This is a genomic window from Halomonas sp. MES3-P3E, assembly GCF_002836035.1.
Classification (GTDB): Bacteria; Pseudomonadota; Gammaproteobacteria; order Pseudomonadales; family Halomonadaceae; genus Vreelandella; species Vreelandella arctica.
The window spans coordinates 137,309-154,037 of record NZ_PJBT01000186.1 but is presented as its reverse complement, the minus strand read 5'-3'; the positions used below and the strand labels follow the sequence as shown (position 1 = coordinate 154,037).

At 56.5% G+C, this 16,729-nt stretch carries 17 protein-coding genes; 13 read left to right on the top strand and 4 right to left on the bottom strand.

The genetic code is table 11. The features are described from left to right. Positions 1-36 precede the first annotated feature (36 nt). Together accA and tilS are read left to right on the top strand one after the other, a co-directional pair. The gene (accA, locus tag CXF87_RS16540) at positions 37-993 is read left to right on the top strand and encodes an acetyl-CoA carboxylase carboxyl transferase subunit alpha (protein WP_101147401.1); all 957 of its coding nucleotides are present in this window, start codon (positions 37-39) and stop codon (positions 991-993) included. Then, the gene (gene tilS / locus CXF87_RS16535) at positions 974-2,314 is read left to right on the top strand and encodes a tRNA lysidine(34) synthetase TilS (RefSeq protein WP_101147400.1); all 1,341 of its coding nucleotides are present in this window, start codon (positions 974-976) and stop codon (positions 2,312-2,314) included. Before accA ends, tilS begins: the two co-directional genes overlap by 20 nt. Here tilS and ppx read toward each other — a convergent pair. Next, complete coding sequence (ppx, locus tag CXF87_RS16530; RefSeq protein WP_101147399.1) at positions 2,277-3,830, bottom strand: exopolyphosphatase; 1,554 nt, start codon at positions 3,828-3,830, stop codon at positions 2,277-2,279. The two genes, tilS and ppx, sit on opposite strands and share 38 nt — an antisense overlap. Before the next feature lie 549 nt (positions 3,831-4,379). On the opposite strand from ppx, the gene rho reads away from it, so the two are divergent. The 9 genes from rho (at position 4,380) to CXF87_RS16500 (ending at position 11,203) form a co-directional block, all read left to right on the top strand. Beyond that, the gene (gene rho / locus CXF87_RS16525; protein ID WP_007111700.1) at positions 4,380-5,639 is read left to right on the top strand and encodes a transcription termination factor Rho; all 1,260 of its coding nucleotides are present in this window, start codon (positions 4,380-4,382) and stop codon (positions 5,637-5,639) included. Between the two features lie 82 nt (positions 5,640-5,721). Further along, positions 5,722-7,212 carry a 4-hydroxy-3-polyprenylbenzoate decarboxylase gene (ubiD, locus tag CXF87_RS16520; RefSeq protein ID WP_101147398.1) on the top strand — a complete coding sequence of 497 codons (1,491 nt, stop codon included), beginning with the start codon at positions 5,722-5,724 and terminating at the stop codon, positions 7,210-7,212. Positions 7,213-7,273: 61 nt separating this feature from the next. Then, a complete protein-coding gene (locus tag CXF87_RS16515; RefSeq protein ID WP_101147397.1) occupies positions 7,274-8,014 on the top strand; it encodes an NAD(P)H-flavin reductase in 741 nt (246 codons plus the stop codon). Positions 8,015-8,073: 59 nt separating this feature from the next. Beyond that, entirely contained in the window at positions 8,074-8,202 is a 129-nt protein-coding gene (locus tag CXF87_RS22310) for a hypothetical protein (protein WP_008959857.1), read from the top strand. 108 nt (positions 8,203-8,310) lie between these two features. Then, the gene (locus CXF87_RS22305) at positions 8,311-8,442 is read left to right on the top strand and encodes a hypothetical protein (protein ID WP_269801109.1); all 132 of its coding nucleotides are present in this window, start codon (positions 8,311-8,313) and stop codon (positions 8,440-8,442) included. 147 nt (positions 8,443-8,589) lie between these two features. After that, entirely contained in the window at positions 8,590-8,748 is a 159-nt protein-coding gene (locus tag CXF87_RS21800; RefSeq protein WP_198556120.1) for a hypothetical protein, read from the top strand. Positions 8,749-8,750: 2 nt separating this feature from the next. Continuing rightward, the gene (locus CXF87_RS16510) at positions 8,751-9,836 is read left to right on the top strand and encodes a 3-deoxy-7-phosphoheptulonate synthase (protein ID WP_101147396.1); all 1,086 of its coding nucleotides are present in this window, start codon (positions 8,751-8,753) and stop codon (positions 9,834-9,836) included. A 77-nt stretch (positions 9,837-9,913) separates the two neighbouring features. After that, positions 9,914-10,426 carry a DUF3087 family protein gene (locus CXF87_RS16505; protein WP_101147395.1) on the top strand — a complete coding sequence of 171 codons (513 nt, stop codon included), beginning with the start codon at positions 9,914-9,916 and terminating at the stop codon, positions 10,424-10,426. A gap of 45 nt (positions 10,427-10,471) precedes the next feature. Continuing rightward, entirely contained in the window at positions 10,472-11,203 is a 732-nt protein-coding gene (locus CXF87_RS16500) for an MliC family protein (RefSeq protein WP_101147394.1), read from the top strand. 31 nt (positions 11,204-11,234) lie between these two features. Here the strand turns inward: CXF87_RS16500 and CXF87_RS16495 are convergent, their stop codons facing one another. After that, a complete protein-coding gene (locus tag CXF87_RS16495) occupies positions 11,235-12,305 on the bottom strand; it encodes a metal-dependent hydrolase (RefSeq protein WP_101147393.1) in 1,071 nt (356 codons plus the stop codon). 127 nt (positions 12,306-12,432) lie between these two features. On the opposite strand from CXF87_RS16495, the gene gloA reads away from it, so the two are divergent. Together gloA and CXF87_RS16485 are read left to right on the top strand one after the other, a co-directional pair. Further along, on the top strand, positions 12,433-12,873 hold the full coding sequence (gene gloA, locus CXF87_RS16490; protein WP_101147392.1) for a lactoylglutathione lyase: 441 nt from the start codon (positions 12,433-12,435) through the stop codon (positions 12,871-12,873). 37 nt (positions 12,874-12,910) lie between these two features. Continuing rightward, positions 12,911-13,369 (top strand): META domain-containing protein, encoded by a 459-nt coding sequence (locus CXF87_RS16485; protein WP_101147391.1) that lies wholly within the window; start codon positions 12,911-12,913, stop codon positions 13,367-13,369. Positions 13,370-13,378: 9 nt separating this feature from the next. Here the strand turns inward: CXF87_RS16485 and CXF87_RS16480 are convergent, their stop codons facing one another. Both CXF87_RS16480 and CXF87_RS16475 read right to left on the bottom strand, forming a co-directional pair. Beyond that, on the bottom strand, positions 13,379-14,524 hold the full coding sequence (locus tag CXF87_RS16480; protein ID WP_101147390.1) for an FAD-dependent oxidoreductase: 1,146 nt from the start codon (positions 14,522-14,524) through the stop codon (positions 13,379-13,381). After that, a complete protein-coding gene (locus tag CXF87_RS16475; RefSeq protein ID WP_101147389.1) occupies positions 14,521-16,665 on the bottom strand; it encodes an FAD-dependent oxidoreductase in 2,145 nt (714 codons plus the stop codon). The genes CXF87_RS16480 and CXF87_RS16475 overlap by 4 nt, the downstream gene beginning before the upstream one ends. Positions 16,666-16,729 lie beyond the last annotated feature (64 nt).

Here is a 16,729-nt window from a genome sequence, read left to right as displayed (position 1 = left end):
GTTTTTGAACAGGCTTCTTTTTTACAGGCAGCGCCGATGAATCCTAATTATCTCGATTTTGAACAGCCGATTGCCGAACTTCAGGCAAAAATTGAAGAGCTGCGTCTAGTCAGTTCCGATAGCCAAGTGAACCTTTCCGACGAGATCTCTCGGCTGGAAGAGAAAAGCCGTAAGCTGACGGAATCGATCTTCAAGGATTTGACTCCCTGGCAGGTTTCGCAACTATCACGGCACCCCCAGCGCCCCTATACGCTGGACTATCTCGAACACATCTTCACCGACTTTGACGAGCTGCACGGTGATCGTAACTTCGCCGATGATGCCGCGTTGGTGGGTGGCATTGCACGCTTGAACGAGTCGCCGGTGATGGTGATTGGTCATCAAAAAGGCCGCGATGTAAAAGAGAAAGTTCGCCGCAATTTCGGTATGCCCCGCCCCGAGGGTTACCGCAAAGCGTGCCGCCTGATGGAAATGGCAGAACGCTTTAAAATGCCGATTCTGACGTTTATCGATACCCCCGGTGCTTATCCCGGTATCGATGCTGAAGAGCGTGGCCAGTCCGAGGCTATTGCCTATAACCTGGCCGTTATGTCGCGTCTGAAAACGCCGATTATCTCGACCGTGGTGGGCGAAGGTGGCTCCGGCGGCGCGCTGGCCATTGGCGTATGTGACGAGCTGCAGATGTTGCAGTACTCCACTTACTCGGTGATCTCACCGGAAGGCTGCGCCTCGATTCTATGGAAAAGTGCCACCAAGGCTTCTGATGCCGCCCAGGCCATGGGGATCACTGCCGAGCGCCTGAAGGAGCTGGGTTTTGTTGATTCGCTGATTAAAGAGCCGTTAGGCGGCTCTCATCGCCATCCTCTCTCTACCGCCGAGCGCGTCAAGGAAGCGCTCACCGCGAGCCTGGAGCGCTTGCAGGCGATGGATACCGATGCGCTGCTTGAACGTCGCTACAAGCGCTTGATGAGCTATGGCGCCTCAGCCGCGTAGTACGCTTCAAGGCCTGCTTAATGACGCCCTGGCGGAAACCCCGCCGGGGCGCTCTATTTGGGTGGCACTCTCGGGCGGTTTGGACTCCTGTTTGCTGCTCGCGTTAGCCGTACAGGTCTGTGAACAAGCAGAACGCCCCCTGCGAGCCATTCATATCAATCATGGCCTGCAAGCGGCAGCATCGACATTTGAAGCCCACTGTCGGGCGCTTTGTGAGCGTGCCAACGTTCCCCTCACAGTCGCCGAGGTGGTAGTGGATACGCAAGGCGAGGGTATTGAAGGAGCGGCGCGCAATGCCCGTTATGAGGCTTTCTTCGCCACTCTTCCCGCCGGTGACACGCTTTGGCTCGCCCAGCATCAGGACGATCAGGCGGAAACCTTCCTGCTTGCTGCCCTGCGCGGCAGTGGCGTACGCGGCCTGGCGGGTATGCCTTATCGGCGTGATGCCCACGCTATTACGCTGCTGCGCCCGTGGCTTACGGTAGGGCGGGCCGCGCTTGAGAAAGCCGCGCAGTCACTTGATCTCTGCTGGTGCGAAGACCCTACCAACAGGGATATCAGCCTTGATCGCAACCGCCTGCGCCACCGGGTGCTGCCGACGCTTCGCGAACGTTGGCCAGGGGCAGATGAGGCCTTGGCGAGTAGCGCCCAACATGCCAGCGAAGCCGACACCTTGCTGAGTGAGTATGCCCAGCAAGAGCTGCAAGCGTTACTTACCATTGATGGCCAATGCGTCGATAACCAATACTTGAACGCCGCAGCTTTAAGCGCGCGTTTGCGACCCCGTCAGCGGCTTTTGGTGCGTACGCTTTGCCAGCAGCAAGGGTTGCCGACGCCGCCGCAAAAGCGCCTAGAGAGCCTGCTGGATCAATTAACAGCGAAGGTGGATGCCCAGGTATGCGTCGAGTGGCAGGGCGCTCAGGCGCGCCTGTGGCGTCAGCGGCTCTATCTGATGGCGCCTCTTGAGCCGCTACCGGCGTGGGAGGTTAGTTGGGATGGTCAAACGCCCCTGGAAACACCCATCGGGCCGCTGGGCTGGCAAGTATCTTCGTTACCAACGCCATCCCAAGCGTCGTCTCAACTGCTCAGGGTCACTTGGCGACAGGGAGGCGAGGTCATTCAACTGCCAACGCGGGGTAGGCGCGATGTAAAGCGACTTCTTCAGGAGGCAGAGGTACCGCCCTGGGAGCGCGGACGGCTGGTGGTGATCATGCAGGCATCAGCGTGTATTGGCGTGATTGCTCCCCCTGGCAAGCTGCTATGGCAAGCCGAGGGGGCGCGCTTCATCCGTCAGACTTTCCCTGCTGTATCAAAAGCTTGAAACCGGCGGCTTCCATAAACGCCTGCTCCTGCTCCAAGTCGGTACTCAGCAGGGTGGGTTCATCACTGGCAGGCAGCGTGATGGTCAGGCTATCGCTGTCAGCGCTTATCTCCGGCAGCGAGGGAGCGGTTTCAGGGCGCGAATGATTAAGCAGTACGGCTAAACGTAGCAGCCGGGCGAGCTTCTGCGTCACTTCCTGTTGCGCGTCGGGCAAAGCCTGCCACTCTTTAAGCGGAAATTTGCGTCGATGCGCGCGCACCAGAAACGCCAACCGCCGCTGTTCAGGACGGGAGAAGCCAGCGAGATCGGAGTGCTCCAGCAGGTACGCACCGTGGCGATGAAATTGGCTGTGGGAAATCGCCAAGCCGATTTCATGCACATGGCTAGCCCACTGCAAATAGCGCGCTTGATCGGGGTTGAGCGACCACGCGTGGCGTACCTGATGGAATAAGCGCTCAGCGGTGTCGGCGACATTAAGCCCCTGGCGCGTATCGACATCGTAGGTGCGCTGCAGCGACTCCAGGCTTTTCGAGCGCGAGTCTTCTGCGGTATTACGCCCGGCCATATCGTAGAGCACGCCTTCACGCAGTGCGCCGTCGGCGAAGCGCATTTGGGTTAAATCGAAGGCTTCAAAAATAGCTCCAAGAATGGCAATCCCCGCCGGGAAAACCTTGGCGCGGTCGGCTTTGAGGCCGTCCAGCTCGACTTTTTCCAGCTGTTTGCACTTGAGCAGACGCTCGCGCAGCTTCTTTAAGCCGCCGCGGGTAATAACGCCTTCATGGGGCGTATCGGCGTAGGCATAAAGCACGCTGGCGGCGGCCTTGATCGTGCCGCTGGAGCCGACCGGGTCATCCCAGCCCAGGCGCTGGTAGGGGCGCTGAATATTGGCAAGCTCCGAAAGGGCCGCCAGCTCGGCGCGGCGCATGCGCTTTTCGTTCAACTCACCGTCGGGGAAGAAGCGCCGGGAAAACGTGACGCAGCCCATGCGTAGGCTTTCCAGCGCCTTAGGCTCAAACGCCTCGCCGATGATGAATTCAGTCGAGCCGCCGCCAATGTCGACGATTAATCGACGGCCACTTTCGGCCAGGGCATGGGCGGCACCCAAATAAATCAGCCGAGCCTCTTCGCGCCCAGCAATAATTTCGATGGCGTGACCTAATTGGGCCTCAGCGCGTTCGATAAATGCTTGGCTATTATGCGCATCGCGTAACGCGTTAGTGCCCACGATACGCAAATTGGCGTTGGTAATATCGCTTAAAAAGGGCGCGAAGCGTCCTAAGCAGTCTAGCGCGCGCTGCATAGCCGCCTCGCTCAGCATGCCGTCATCGTCTAAGCCTGCGGCGAGCTGCACTTTTTCACCCAAGCGGGCCACCACCTGGAGGCGTTCATGCTGGTAGTTGGCCACCAGTAGGTGAAAGCTGTTGGAGCCCAGGTCAATGGCGGCGAATCGCTGCGGCGCGCCGCTGTTTGCCTCAGCGGCAGAGGCGTCAATGGGGAGCAAAATGTCCTTGGGCATGAGCTTTCCTTCGTGTTGGCTGTGCCAAGGTTGCGGTGACCTTTATCTATTGTCAATTGCAAAGGCTTGCGTTTGTCGCAGGGCTTGACTACCATCGAGCTACTGGCTTGATCTGACCTGGTTAGTTAGTGTGTCCACAAGTACTTCGTTGTTAAGATAGTTTTGATAGACCGTTTAGATAGAAGGCTTAAATAGACAGTTTAGATAAATCATCTTGCATGCGTCGTTCAAGTACGGCACCTTGGTCGCCCCAGACGTTATTCATTGTTTATCCCGTTAGCGTCAGCCAGAATTCCAAGTCGTCAGATAGCCCACTGGTTCAACCACTCTTCCTGTGTGAACCAGAGTAGACAAGTGTTAGCACCCTCGAGTTGAGTCTTAATAACAACTAGCAGCAGCGTTGTTAGTTAAGTCCAACGCCGTTCCTTTCATCTTCGAGCGCGTGCCTTTACCGGGGTCTGAACGCATCACACGGCGTCACTTTCACGCCTCCTGTCATACTCCCGGCGCCTGGCGCCCAGCTTCCATGAGCAACTTTCTAACACACCGATGAATCTCACTGAACTCAAGCAAAAAACCGTTCCCGAGCTCCTCGATATCGCCCGTGAAATGGGTATTGATAACCTGGCCCGTTCGCGCAAGCAGGACATCATTTTCGCCATCCTCAAGAAACACGCCAAAAGTGGCGAGGATATTTACGGCGACGGTGTGCTGGAAATTCTTCAGGATGGCTTCGGCTTCCTGCGTAGCGCTGACAGCTCATATCTCGCCGGTCCCGACGATATTTATATATCGCCTTCGCAGATCCGCCGTTTCAATCTGCGCAAGGGTGACTCCATTTCCGGCAAAATCCGTCCGCCGAAGGAGGGTGAGCGTTATTTCGCCCTGCTGAAGGTCAGTCAAATCAACTTTGACCGTCCGGAAAATGCCAAGCACAAGATTCTGTTTGAGAACTTGACGCCACTGTTCCCAGACGATCGCATGCGTATGGAGATCGGTAACGGCTCCACGGAAGACCTTACCGCGCGGATCATCGATCTAACCGCGCCGATTGGTAAAGGCCAACGTGGTTTGCTGGTATCGCCGCCGAAGGCGGGTAAAACGCTGATGTTGCAAAACATCGCGACCTCCATCACGCGTAACAATCCAGAGTGTCATTTGATCGTACTGCTGATCGATGAGCGCCCTGAGGAAGTGACTGAAATGTCGCGCACCGTGCGTGGCGAAGTGGTGGCGTCGACCTTCGATGAGCCGCCTGCGCGTCACGTGCAAGTGGCAGAAATGGTTATCGAGAAAGCCAAGCGCTTGGTTGAGCACAAGAAAGACGTGGTCATCCTGCTCGACTCCATTACTCGTCTAGCGCGTGCCTACAACACCGTGGTACCCAGCTCCGGCAAGGTGCTTACTGGTGGTGTTGATGCCCACGCCCTTGAAAAGCCGAAGCGCTTCTTTGGTGCGGCGCGTAACATCGAAGAGGGCGGCAGCCTGACGATTATCGCCACGGCGCTGGTCGACACCGGCTCCAAGATGGACGAAGTCATCTTCGAAGAGTTCAAGGGTACCGGTAACATGGAAGCCCATCTGGACCGCAAACTGGCCGAGCGTCGCGTATTCCCGGCGATCAATATTCGTCGCAGTGGCACCCGTCGTGAAGACCTGCTGGCCTCTGAGGATGAAATGCAGCGCATGTGGATTCTGCGCAAGCTGCTCAATCCGATGGAAGACACCGCCGCCACTGAATTCCTGATTGACCGTCTGAAAGATACCAAGACCAATCTTGAGTTCTTTGAAGCGATGAAGCGCCGCTAGCTGGTCTTAGAAAGAGCGCCGCTAGCTTGTAGTCCAAAAGAGCGCCGCTAACGCGGCGCATTCGCCAGTCAGGGAGCGTGCCTTGAAGTATAAAGACTTGCGCGAGTTCATCGCGGCGCTTGAAGCGCAGGGTGAACTCAAGCGTATCCACGTCGAAGTCGATCCTTACCTGGAAATCACCGAAATTTGCGACCGCACGCTGCGTGCCGGTGGCCCAGCGTTGCTGTTTGAAAACGTCAAAGGCCACGACATGCCGCTGTTGGGCAACCTGTTTGGCACCCCCAAACGGGTCGCGCTAGGCATGGGACAAGATTCGGTAGAAGCGCTAAGAGAAGTGGGTAAGCTGTTGGCTTTCCTCAAGGAGCCTGATCCGCCCAAGGGCTTGAAAGATGCCTGGGACAAGCTGCCGATCTTCAAGCAAGTGCTCAGTATGGGCCCCAAAAACGTCAAGCATGCGCCGGTACAAGAAGTGGTGTATGAAGACGACGAGGTCGATCTTGGCATGCTGCCGATTCAACACTGCTGGCCAGGCGATGCTGGGCTGCTGGTGACTTGGCCACTAGTGATTACCAAAGGGCCGAACAAAAAGCGGCAGAATCTAGGGATTTACCGTCAGCAGAAAATCGGCAAGAACCGGCTGATTATGCGGTGGCTATCCCATCGTGGCGGCGCCTTGGATTTTCTGGAGTTCCAAAAAAGCCATCCTGGCGAGCCTTTCCCGGTAGCCGTGGCGTTGGGCGCCGATCCGGCGACGATTTTGGGCGCCGTGACTCCTGTGCCAGATTCACTTTCAGAGTATGCCTTTGCGGGCCTGCTTCGCGGTTCGCGGACGGAGTTGGTGAAGTGCGGCCACGCCGATCTTGATGTGCCTGCATCGAGCGAGATTATTCTCGAAGGCTTTATCTACCCGGATGATATGGCAGCGGAAGGCCCCTTTGGTGACCACACTGGTTACTACAATGAGGTCGACCACTTCCCGGTATTTACCGTCACGCGCATGACCATGCGCCGTGATGCGATTTACCACTCGACCTACACCGGGCGACCACCGGACGAGCCCGCGATCCTTGGGTTAGCGTTGAACGAAGTGTTTGTGCCGATCCTTTGTAAGCAGTTCCCCGAAATTGTCGACTTCTACCTTCCACCGGAAGGCTGCTCTTATCGTATGGCGGTCGTGACGATGAAGAAGCAGTACCCCGGACACGCCAAGCGCGTCATGATGGGGGTCTGGAGTTTCCTCCGCCAGTTTATGTACACCAAGTTTGTGATCGTGCTGGATGACGATGTGGACGCGCGTAACTGGGAAGACGTGATCTGGGCGATCACCACGCGGATGGACCCCGCACGGGACACCGTCATGGTCGAGAATACGCCGATCGATTACCTCGATTTCGCCTCGCCGGTCTCAGGCCTTGGCTCGAAAATGGGGCTTGATGCTACCAACAAGTGGCCGGGAGAGACCGATCGCGAATGGGGCACCCCTATTGTGATGGACGAAGCGGTTAAAGCGCGGGTAGATGAACGCTGGGAAGCACTGGGCATTGGCCTGGCGTTACCGCCCTCTCGCCTTTGATAGACTGAAGACAGCCGTTGATCATGCGTATCGCTGACCGAATTTGTTAAAAGAGGCTTTCATGAGTGCAAGGACGTTGACTTGCCAAGTCACCGAGGTTGAGAACTTAAACCCCGATGTGTTTGGCGTAACGCTAGCCGGGCGCGCCGAAGCCATGCAGCATGCGCCGGGGCAATATTTAGAACTGAAGATAGACGACACAACCTGGGTACCGTTTTCGATTGCCAGCGCTGAACGGGGTGATGGCATCATTGAACTACATATCCAACACTGGCCAGAGCGGGATAACTCAGCGCGGTTACGTGAGCTGCTTCAGGTGGCCAACCAGCTTACCTTGCGTTTGCCGTGTGGGGATTGCGTGTTGGATCGTCAGAGCGAGCGGCCATTAATGCTGATAGCCGCTGGCACCGGTTTCTCGCAGATGAAAGCGATTATTGAAGCAGTACTCCACGAGCAGCCAGAGCGTGAAATTTCGCTATGGTGGGCAGCGCGTGAACATCGCGACCTGTACTTGGAGCAATTGGCGAGTTCGTGGGCGCAAACCCATGCTAACGTCTCGTTTCATGCAGTGACCGAGCTTCCGTTAGAAGAGCCGATGGCAGTGGGCGAGCGGATCAACCACCACCAGGGGCGTATTGACCAAGTCTTGAAAGACGCAGAGATAACGCTGGACACCCATGATGTATATATCTCGGGTTCACCCGGCATGGTATATGCCTGCTTGGATGTGCTCGAGACGAAAGGCGTGAAGCTTGAGCGAGTGTTTTCGGATGTGTTTGCCTACGCCCCTCGAACTACTTAATATGGCCGCAGGTTTTTTGAGACTCCCCTGATATAGCGTTGATAAAAAAGGAGGCTAACATGGCCCATCACGACGAAGACTATAAAGACGAATCTGGCTTTTTATCCATTTTTCTCGGCATAGTGGTATTGGTTAGCATGGCAGCACTGCCCGCGACGATTGGCTGGGTACAAGCTTTTAGCGGTTGAGTGTTGCCATTTGCAACGCTTGCAGGCAGGATAAAAACCACAACATCATTGCGGCAGCCTTAGCGGACGATTCTTTCGGGCGAGCCATTACTAACGGAAACTAGAGACATGCAGCGACTCACCACGCCACACACGATGAAACCACTGCCAGACATGGCTGATGGCGTGTGCGTGCTCATGGGTAGCGCAGGCTCTTATTGGTATTGGTTTAGCCACGGTGTGCCCTTGGCCGACGCCTAACGTCGCGCCACCAGGCACACCACTCGGTTGCCTGCCGCAAGCACAGAAGCCCCGGTCGGTAACCCCGCCGGGGCTTTTGGCGTTTTTAGTCCCTGCTACTAACGGGTTTGGTTAACTTTCATCACTATTTCATCAAGGAGCAGCATCATGATTTATCGTGGACTGACTAACGCGTTCGCTACCGGCTATGTGGGCTATGGCTATGGTTGGCGATTTAGCGACGCGCGGTCGGTGCTAGCTGCCACCTCCGACCGCGTGCGCCTGGGTGGTCACCTAGTCAAACGATGTACGATTGCGGAGAATTAATCATGAATGCGCCCATCAGCTCTGTTGTAAATAAACCAGCCGTCAATACTGCCCAGGTCACTTCGCAGCTTACGCCTACCACCTCTAAAAGGCTGCCTACCCCCGCCGAACTGCGTCAGCGTATCTCGTTAAGCGACCCGCTAAGTGAGCAAATTGCCCGCCAGCGTCACGCTGTACAGCAAATCTTAAGCGGTCACGATGACCGTCTACTCGTGGTGGTCGGCCCCTGCTCAGTGCACGACCCTGATGCCGCGCTTGAGTACGCCGACCGCCTGGCAGCGCTCAGTGAAGAAGTGAGCGAGCAGATATTACCCGTGATGCGTGTCTACATTGAAAAACCCCGCACCACCGTGGGTTGGAAAGGGCTGGCCTACGATCCTGATTTAGATGGCAGTGGCGATATGCCCCGCGGCCTGGCGCTCTCCCGTGAACTGATGCACGCCGTGGCGGCGCGTGGCCTGCCGGTGGCCACCGAGCTTCTGCAGCCGATGCTGGCACCTTATCTGGACGATTTGCTGAGCTGGGTAGCGATAGGCGCGCGCACCACTGAATCGCAACTGCACCGGGAGCTGGCCAGTGATTTAGCCGCGGCGGTGGGGTTCAAGAATGCTACCAGTGGCGACGTTCAAGTCGCGATTGATGCCATGAGTGCGGCGGCCCACCCGCACCAGCGTTTTGCCGTCGATCCTCAAGGCCATCCGATCGTCCAGCAAACCATTGGCAACCCACATACCCACGTAGTACTGCGCGGTGGTCACGGTGAACCCAACTACCAGACTCAGCACGTACGAGCTGCTACCACCGCACTACGTAACGCGGGCCAAAACCCACGGCTGATGGTGGATTGCAGCCACGCTAACGCACGTAAGGATCATCGTCGCCAGAGCGAAGTGATGCTGGATGTACTCGCCCAGCGCCAGTCGGGGGAAGCCAATCTGGTGGCATTGATGTTGGAAAGCCATTTATTCGAAGGCAAGCAGCCGCTCAAGCCAGGTGCTATGCGCTACGGTGTTTCGGTGACCGACGCCTGCGTGGGCTGGGAGACTACCGAGCACTTACTTAAAACAGCCGCGGAGCGTTTGAGTTAAGTCTCGCTAACACTAGTACTTGTTTGCCATGGCCAGCCCCGTATCATAAGTAACTTATTTTGATGATGAGGCTGGCCATGGTATTTGCCCTAGAAGATCACGACCCTGAGACCTACCGCCGTAAAGCCCGCATGATCAGTTTTGCCATGGCAGGGCAACTGATTATTTTTGGCCTGCTGTTCTCCATGCTGCTCACGACCACCTTTGGCAGCAGTCTTTGGCTCAACGCCCTTGGCGTACTACTTGGGTTACTGGCCACCAGTGCACTTTTTGCCGTGCTGCGTGAGCGCCCGTGGATGACCGAAGTACGCTATGTTTGGCAGCTCAAACATCATTTGTCGCAAGTCAGCGGTTACCTTTCCCAGCTGCGTAAAGCAGTGGAAGAGAATAATCGCACAGCCTTGGACCTACTCACCTTCTATCACCAAGGCATGGCGCAGTTGGCAGAGCTTAACGGGCGTACCACCGACGACGATTCGGAGCGGCTGGCTGAAAAAATGCAGGTTAAGATCAAACGCGAAGCGCTGGGGTTGCCCCCGCAGGTGGAGCGTATTGATACCCATGACCTGCAGGCGTTCAAACGCGGATAAACGATACAGACAGCAAGAGCACTAGACACAAAGGGAGCGCGCTGAATGAAGAGGTTACACGCATGGGGTGGCGCCATTGTCGCAGCAGGCATGGCGGTCGTTATCGGAGGCTGTGCAGCGACGCCCTCCGCCGAAACGACGACAGCTAACCAGGCCACACTGGAGAACCGAGCCCCTTTTTTACCCTCGGCACTTTTTCCCGGCTCGGCGCAGCGCTTCGATGCGTGGCACTGTAGCCCAGCGCGCCAGAATTTAATCACCGCTGTCGACGGCGAAACGCTGCGTCTTTGGTCGCTGCATGGCGCCTGGCGCTTGCCGCAAGCGGTGGTGGCCAGCGGTGCTCGCTATCAAGACGGCGAAATCAGCTTCTGGAATCGCGGTGAGCAGGCATTGGTAGAAACGCCTCGTGGTCAACTCAAGTGCGAGCTGGCCGCTAGCCGTGATGCCTCAACCCGGAAGGATCACCCCGGGATAATGTTCCGCGGGCAGGGCAATGAACCCGGCTGGTCGGTTGCCTTGGCGAACGATACGCCAACACTGACGATGGAACTCAACTATGGGGAAGAGCGCGTTCAACAACCCTATATGATTAGCGTGATGGACAACGAAGCAGGCAGGGTCGTCATTGAAAACGCGGATGTGGAACCTTTCTTCCGCGTTCGCATTGAAGCTGGCGCCTGCTTTGACGACATGAGCGGTAAGCCTTTCCCTGCCAGGGTCACGCTGACCTACGGTGGGGAGCAATATAGTGGCTGTGGCCAAGGCATTGCTCCCTAATGGGTTTAGCAGCTTGGTTGAGTAACTTGGTTTAGCAACGATAGATAACACGCTCGGCCCGCCACTCTCGCGCCACAAAGTCGCTGGCGCAGAGGGCCGAGGTGTTGCCAGCGGCGCGAGCGGCAAGCCGGGAGAGCGTTGTCATATGAAGGCCGCGCGAACTTTCCACTTGTTCGCTCACCGCCAGCGGTACCCAGCGTTCCTCTTCTAACGTAGCCAGGGTGAAACTAAACGGATGAAACCCCGGAAAACCGAGCCGTATATCGGTGGCAATAAGCGTCTCTTTACCATCCAGCCAACGCTCTTCATAGCGCAGAAAAGGCCCTGCAAACCACGCCAAGCGCTGCCCTTGTAAGCTGGCCAAAAGAGGGGCTTCTAACGCTGCGTTACGAATCAGCGGTTCCAGGCGGGGCGGGTTGCTACCGTCAAACACACTGATCAAACTTTCATAATAGCGATCCCCATCCATCACCGTGGCGCGCCATAGCACAATATTGAACGGGGTTGGCTGAATCAGCAGGGGAGCCTTTTGTAGCCCCTGCTCCGCCAGCACTGGGGCGATACGTTGTTCAATCATTACTTTCGCCCCAGCCGCCATGGTCAGATAAACACAGCTGATGGCCAGCCCCCAAGTGCAGGCCTTTCTTACCCGCAAAGTGACCAAACCGAATCCCAGGGCGATGAGCAAGGCAAGGGTATAAAGCGGGTCGATAATGAAAATGATCGGCCAGGCCGCAGGCGTTACATCAAGTGGCCACAACAGCTGGGTACCGTAGGTGGTAAGGGCATCAAGCAGCGGGTGCGTGACCAGAATAAGTGTATAAAAGCACCACCAGCGGGGCAGGCTAATCGCCTTGATAGGCACAAAGCGTGCGCTCAGTAGTGCCAGCAGCGTGGCCAAGCCCGTCAGCATAAACAGTGAATGGCTAAAGCCGCGATGCTCGGTAACATTGGCCACGGCATCGCCGTAATCGATTATCACATCAAGATCAGGCAGAGTGCCCAGCACGGCGCCAATGAGAATGGCCTTTCGGCCCAAGCGCCGACCCAACACGGCACCACCAATGGCTGCGCCAAGCGCAGCTTGCGTGACTGAATCCACAGGTTTCTCCGACGGGTAAACCCAGCTAAGATAAACGTTATGGTTTAATTGTACAGCGTTGCGGCGTTTTATGTACGCTGTCACGTTTTTGTAAAGTATGGCTACGGTCGTTTTTTGAGGAGTCGATATGCAATACCTACATACCATGGTACGTGTGAGTGACCTAGATGCTTCGCTACGTTTTTACTGCGATCTGCTGGGTCTTAAAGAAGTCCGTCGTAAAGAAAACGAGAAGGGCCGCTTTACGCTGGTGTTCCTTGCCGCCTCCTTTGATGAAGCGCGCTCGGCGCGTCTCACCGCTCCTGAACTAGAGCTGACTTACAACTGGGATCCAGAAGAGTATTCGGGCGGTCGCAACTTCGGTCACTTGGCCTACCGCGTCGACGATATTTATGCGCTTTGCCAAAAGCTTCAAGACAACGGTGTGACCATCAATCGTCCGCCTCGCGATGGCCACATGGCGTTTGTAAAATCACCAGATGGTATCTCGGTTGAACTGCTGCAAAAAGGCGATGCACTCGAGCCGCAAGAACCCTGGGCGTCGATGGAAAATACCGGTAGCTGGTAGCTATTCCAGAAAGGCTAGCAAACAAGGACGATTCACCATGACCAAGAAAAGTTGGCGTTTATTGCCACTGCTCGCCTCCACTGTGCTCTTGTTAAGCGCCTGTAGCAGTGCGCCAGGGCCAAGCACATCGCCGCAAGGGTCGAGCGGTTCCTCGCTTTCCGGCGCCATTGTTGATCAGCGTTGGAACTTACTGTTGGTGGGCACCGATGAGCGGCTGTCGATGCCGGAAACGCCATTTTTCCAGATATCTCGTGATGGTAGCGTTAGTGGCCATGATGGCTGTAACCGCCTTACCGGTAAGGTGACGCTAGGGGAAAATCAGCGCATCGAGTTTAGCGAGTTGGCCACTACACGTATGGCATGCCCGCAAATGGATGATGCCAAACGCGTCACGGATATGATGGAAACCGCTTACCGTTACCTGATTGATCATGACCGCTTGGTCTTTTTTGGCCCGGATAGTCGGGTGTTAGGCGGCTGGCGCGAAGGTAACTAAGGTAGCCAGTTAGCCCTCAAAAGGCGGATTGAAGCGGGCGATAAAGCGCGCATCAATCCGCTTTTTCCATTCCCATACCCACTTTCCTGATACTCCAAAGCTTCCTCGACTGGCAATCGCGTGACCGTCACCGGTGCCAATCAGGGCCAGGACGCGCTTGGGTGGCTGCCAATCAGCCAACGATTCACCGCAGCAGGCCCGGCGAAGATTGTCCGCCAAATGAGGACCCATGCGTACCGCGTATACGCCCGCATTGGGCAGCGGCGGGTCAAAAGCCGCACAATCCCCCGCGGCGAAGATAACCGGCTGGCCCACCACCTGCAGCGATTTTTCTACCTGAATAAAGCCTTGATCATTCAGTGGAAGCGCGGTCTCAGAAAGCCAGCGGTGGCCAACAGCGCCGGTGGCCCACAGCACGATATCGGCACGCATGAGTACGTTGCAGTGTGTTAATACGCCCCCGTCTACCAATGCCGCTCCACGTATCTGCTGGAACACGTTAATGCCCGCGCGTAACAAGGCGTGCCGCATTAACCAGCGTGGCAAGCGACCTGCCCCGGGCAGCAGCTCATTCGAGGCGCTAAGTAAATGTCCCTGCCAGTCAATATCGGGACGCTGGTGGCGCAACTGAGCCAATACGCTCATCAACGTTTCGCAGCTTGCGGCACCGCCACCAACGCTGACTACCCTTAAGTCGCCGCCAGGAGGAAGCGCGTTGACCGTTTCTTGCAGCGCCTGCCAGCGATAATGCAGCGAACTCAGTGGACGCATGGCCAGCAGGTGGGGAAGCTGTTCGCCATGCTGCTCAGGGAGGGTCAGGGTAGAGCCAATATTGAACGAAGCAACGTCAAAATCGATGCACTCGCCATCTGCCAGCTCCACACAGCGTGATTGAAGGTTAATGGCTTTCGCCGGAGAGAGAATGAGAAGCGCGTTGGCCCGCTGGCATAACGCCGCCACATCAATCTGCGTTTCACGTAGCGTGCATTCGCCTGCCAACCAGGCCGGTACACTGCCGGAGTAAGCCGCCAACGGACTATCGCTCACCACCGTAATCGCGATATTCGAGTCTGGCTGCTGGGCAAAGGCTTCCAGCACAAAGGCGTGGGCATGGCCCGCCCCAATGAGTAACAGCTTTTTGATAGGACAGGTCATTTTGCCTCGCCGCGACGCCAAGTGAAGTAGCGCTTCAGCAGTTTCAATACCCGTTCAGGCTTATGGGCGTTCTTCCATACGCCTGCGGTGGCCTTGGCGGCCTCACCAAGCGTGGGATAAGGATGAATGGTGCCCAGCAGCTTGTTGAGCCCCAGTCCATGTTTCATGGCAATGGTAAACTCACCCAGCCATTCGCCGGCGTTCTCGGCAACGATGGTCGCCCCCAGGATTTTATCCTTGTCGGGCACGGTGAGCACTTTGATAAAGCCTGCGGTAGCGCCTTCGGCAATGGCGCGGTCACTCTCATTCATGGCGTAACGGGTGACTTCAAACGCGATTCCTTTTGCTTTGGCCTCTTTCTCATTCAATCCTACCCGTGCCACTTCCGGCTGCACGTAGGTCACCGCAGGCATAAACCGGTAATCCACGGCAAAACTCTTGAGCTCTCCAAACAGCGCATTGACCGCAGCGTGCCACGCCTGATGGGCCGCCGCATGCGTCAGTTGGTAAGGCCCCGCTAAATCACCGCAGGCCCAGATATTAGGTAGGCGGGTTTGCAGACGCTCGTTAAGCTCTAACGTCCCCGCTTGGGTCGTCGTGATCCCCAACGCCTCCAACCCCAAGCCCTCCACATTGGCTTGGCGGCCCGCACTCACCATTAAATAGTCAAAAGGAAGCAGCTTACGCTCGTCGTGATGCATGACCACCAGTTGATAGCCTGCCTCGTCGTTGAGAACCTCCAGCGCTTTGGCGTCGGTCATCACCTTGATCCCTTCATCCGCTAAGGTCGTTTCGACCAGTGCGCCGACTTCCTGATCCTCGCGTCCTAACAGCTGAGAAAGCCCTTCGACCAGCGCCACTTGACTGCCCAGGCGGGCAAAGCTTTGGCTTAGCTCGCAGCCAATGGCACCGCCACCGAGCACTACTAAGCGTTTGGGCAGCTCCGTTAGTGACCAAAGGTTTTCAGAGGTTAAAACGGGCGCACTCTCAATTCCCGGTAGGGGTGGCACTCGAGGACGAGCACCCGTGGCCAGAACGATATGGCGAGCGGTAAGGGTTTTATCGCCCACCTGAATCTCCCATGGCGAGGTAAGCGTGGCGTGATCTTGGTACACCTCAACGCCTAGGCTGCGATAGCGTTCGACGCTATCGTGGGGTTCGATATCGCTAATCGCTTGATGCACATGGCCCATCACATTGGCAAAATCAATCTGGGGTTCACCGGCAGTCACCCCAAAGCGTGAGGCGTTGCGAATCTCATGAGCAGCGCGGGCAGCGCGTATTAACGCCTTGGAGGGCACGCAGCCGGTATTCAGGCAGTCGCCGCCCATCTTGTGTTTTTCCACCAGCGCTACTTTGGCTTTCACGGCGCTAGCGATGTAGCTAGTGACCAGCCCCGCCGAACCGCCACCAATGACCACAATGTCGTAGTCAAAGCGGTCGGGCCGGGTAAAGCCTGTGTAGGCTTTGCGCTTCTGCATCAGCAGCACGATGCGCCGGGCAATCCAGGGGAAAACCGCCAGCAATGCAAAAGAGGCTAATAGCGTTGGCGAGACGATACCCGCGAGGCTTTCCAAATCTCCCAGTTGCCCGCCTGCGTTCACATAAACCGCTGTACCTGGCAGCATCGCCAGTTGGCTCACCCAGTAGTAAGTAACGGTTTTAATCCGGGTTAGCCCCATGACCAGGTTGATCATAAAGAACGGGAACACCGGCACCAGGCGCAGCATAAACAGATAAAAAGCGCCGTCACGCTCTACGCCGCGATTAACGGCTTCAAACTGGCGCGGAAAGCGCTGCTCAATCGGGTGGCGAAACAGAAAGCGAGAGAGCAAAAAGGCCAAGGTCGCCCCTATTGCGCTGGCGAAGGAGATGATCAACAACCCCCAGCCAAGGCCAAACAGTGCGCCGCCCAGCAGTGTCAGCAGCGTGGCTCCCGGCAAAGAGAGGGCGGTCATCACCACGTAGACGGCAAAAAAGAGGCCAGCCACCTGCCACGGGTTTTGGTTAAACGCCGATTGAAAGTCGTTTTGGTAAGCCTTTAGGGTCTCTAGCGTGAACCATTGATGGGCGCCGCTAAGAAAAAACACGCCAATGGCAATGGCGAGTAGCGCTGCAATAATCAAACGTTGTCGGGTCACGGTACGCTCCAGCGCCAGGGGGTAAACGAGTGAGTGGTGCTAACTGAGTGGTAAGAGAGCCAGT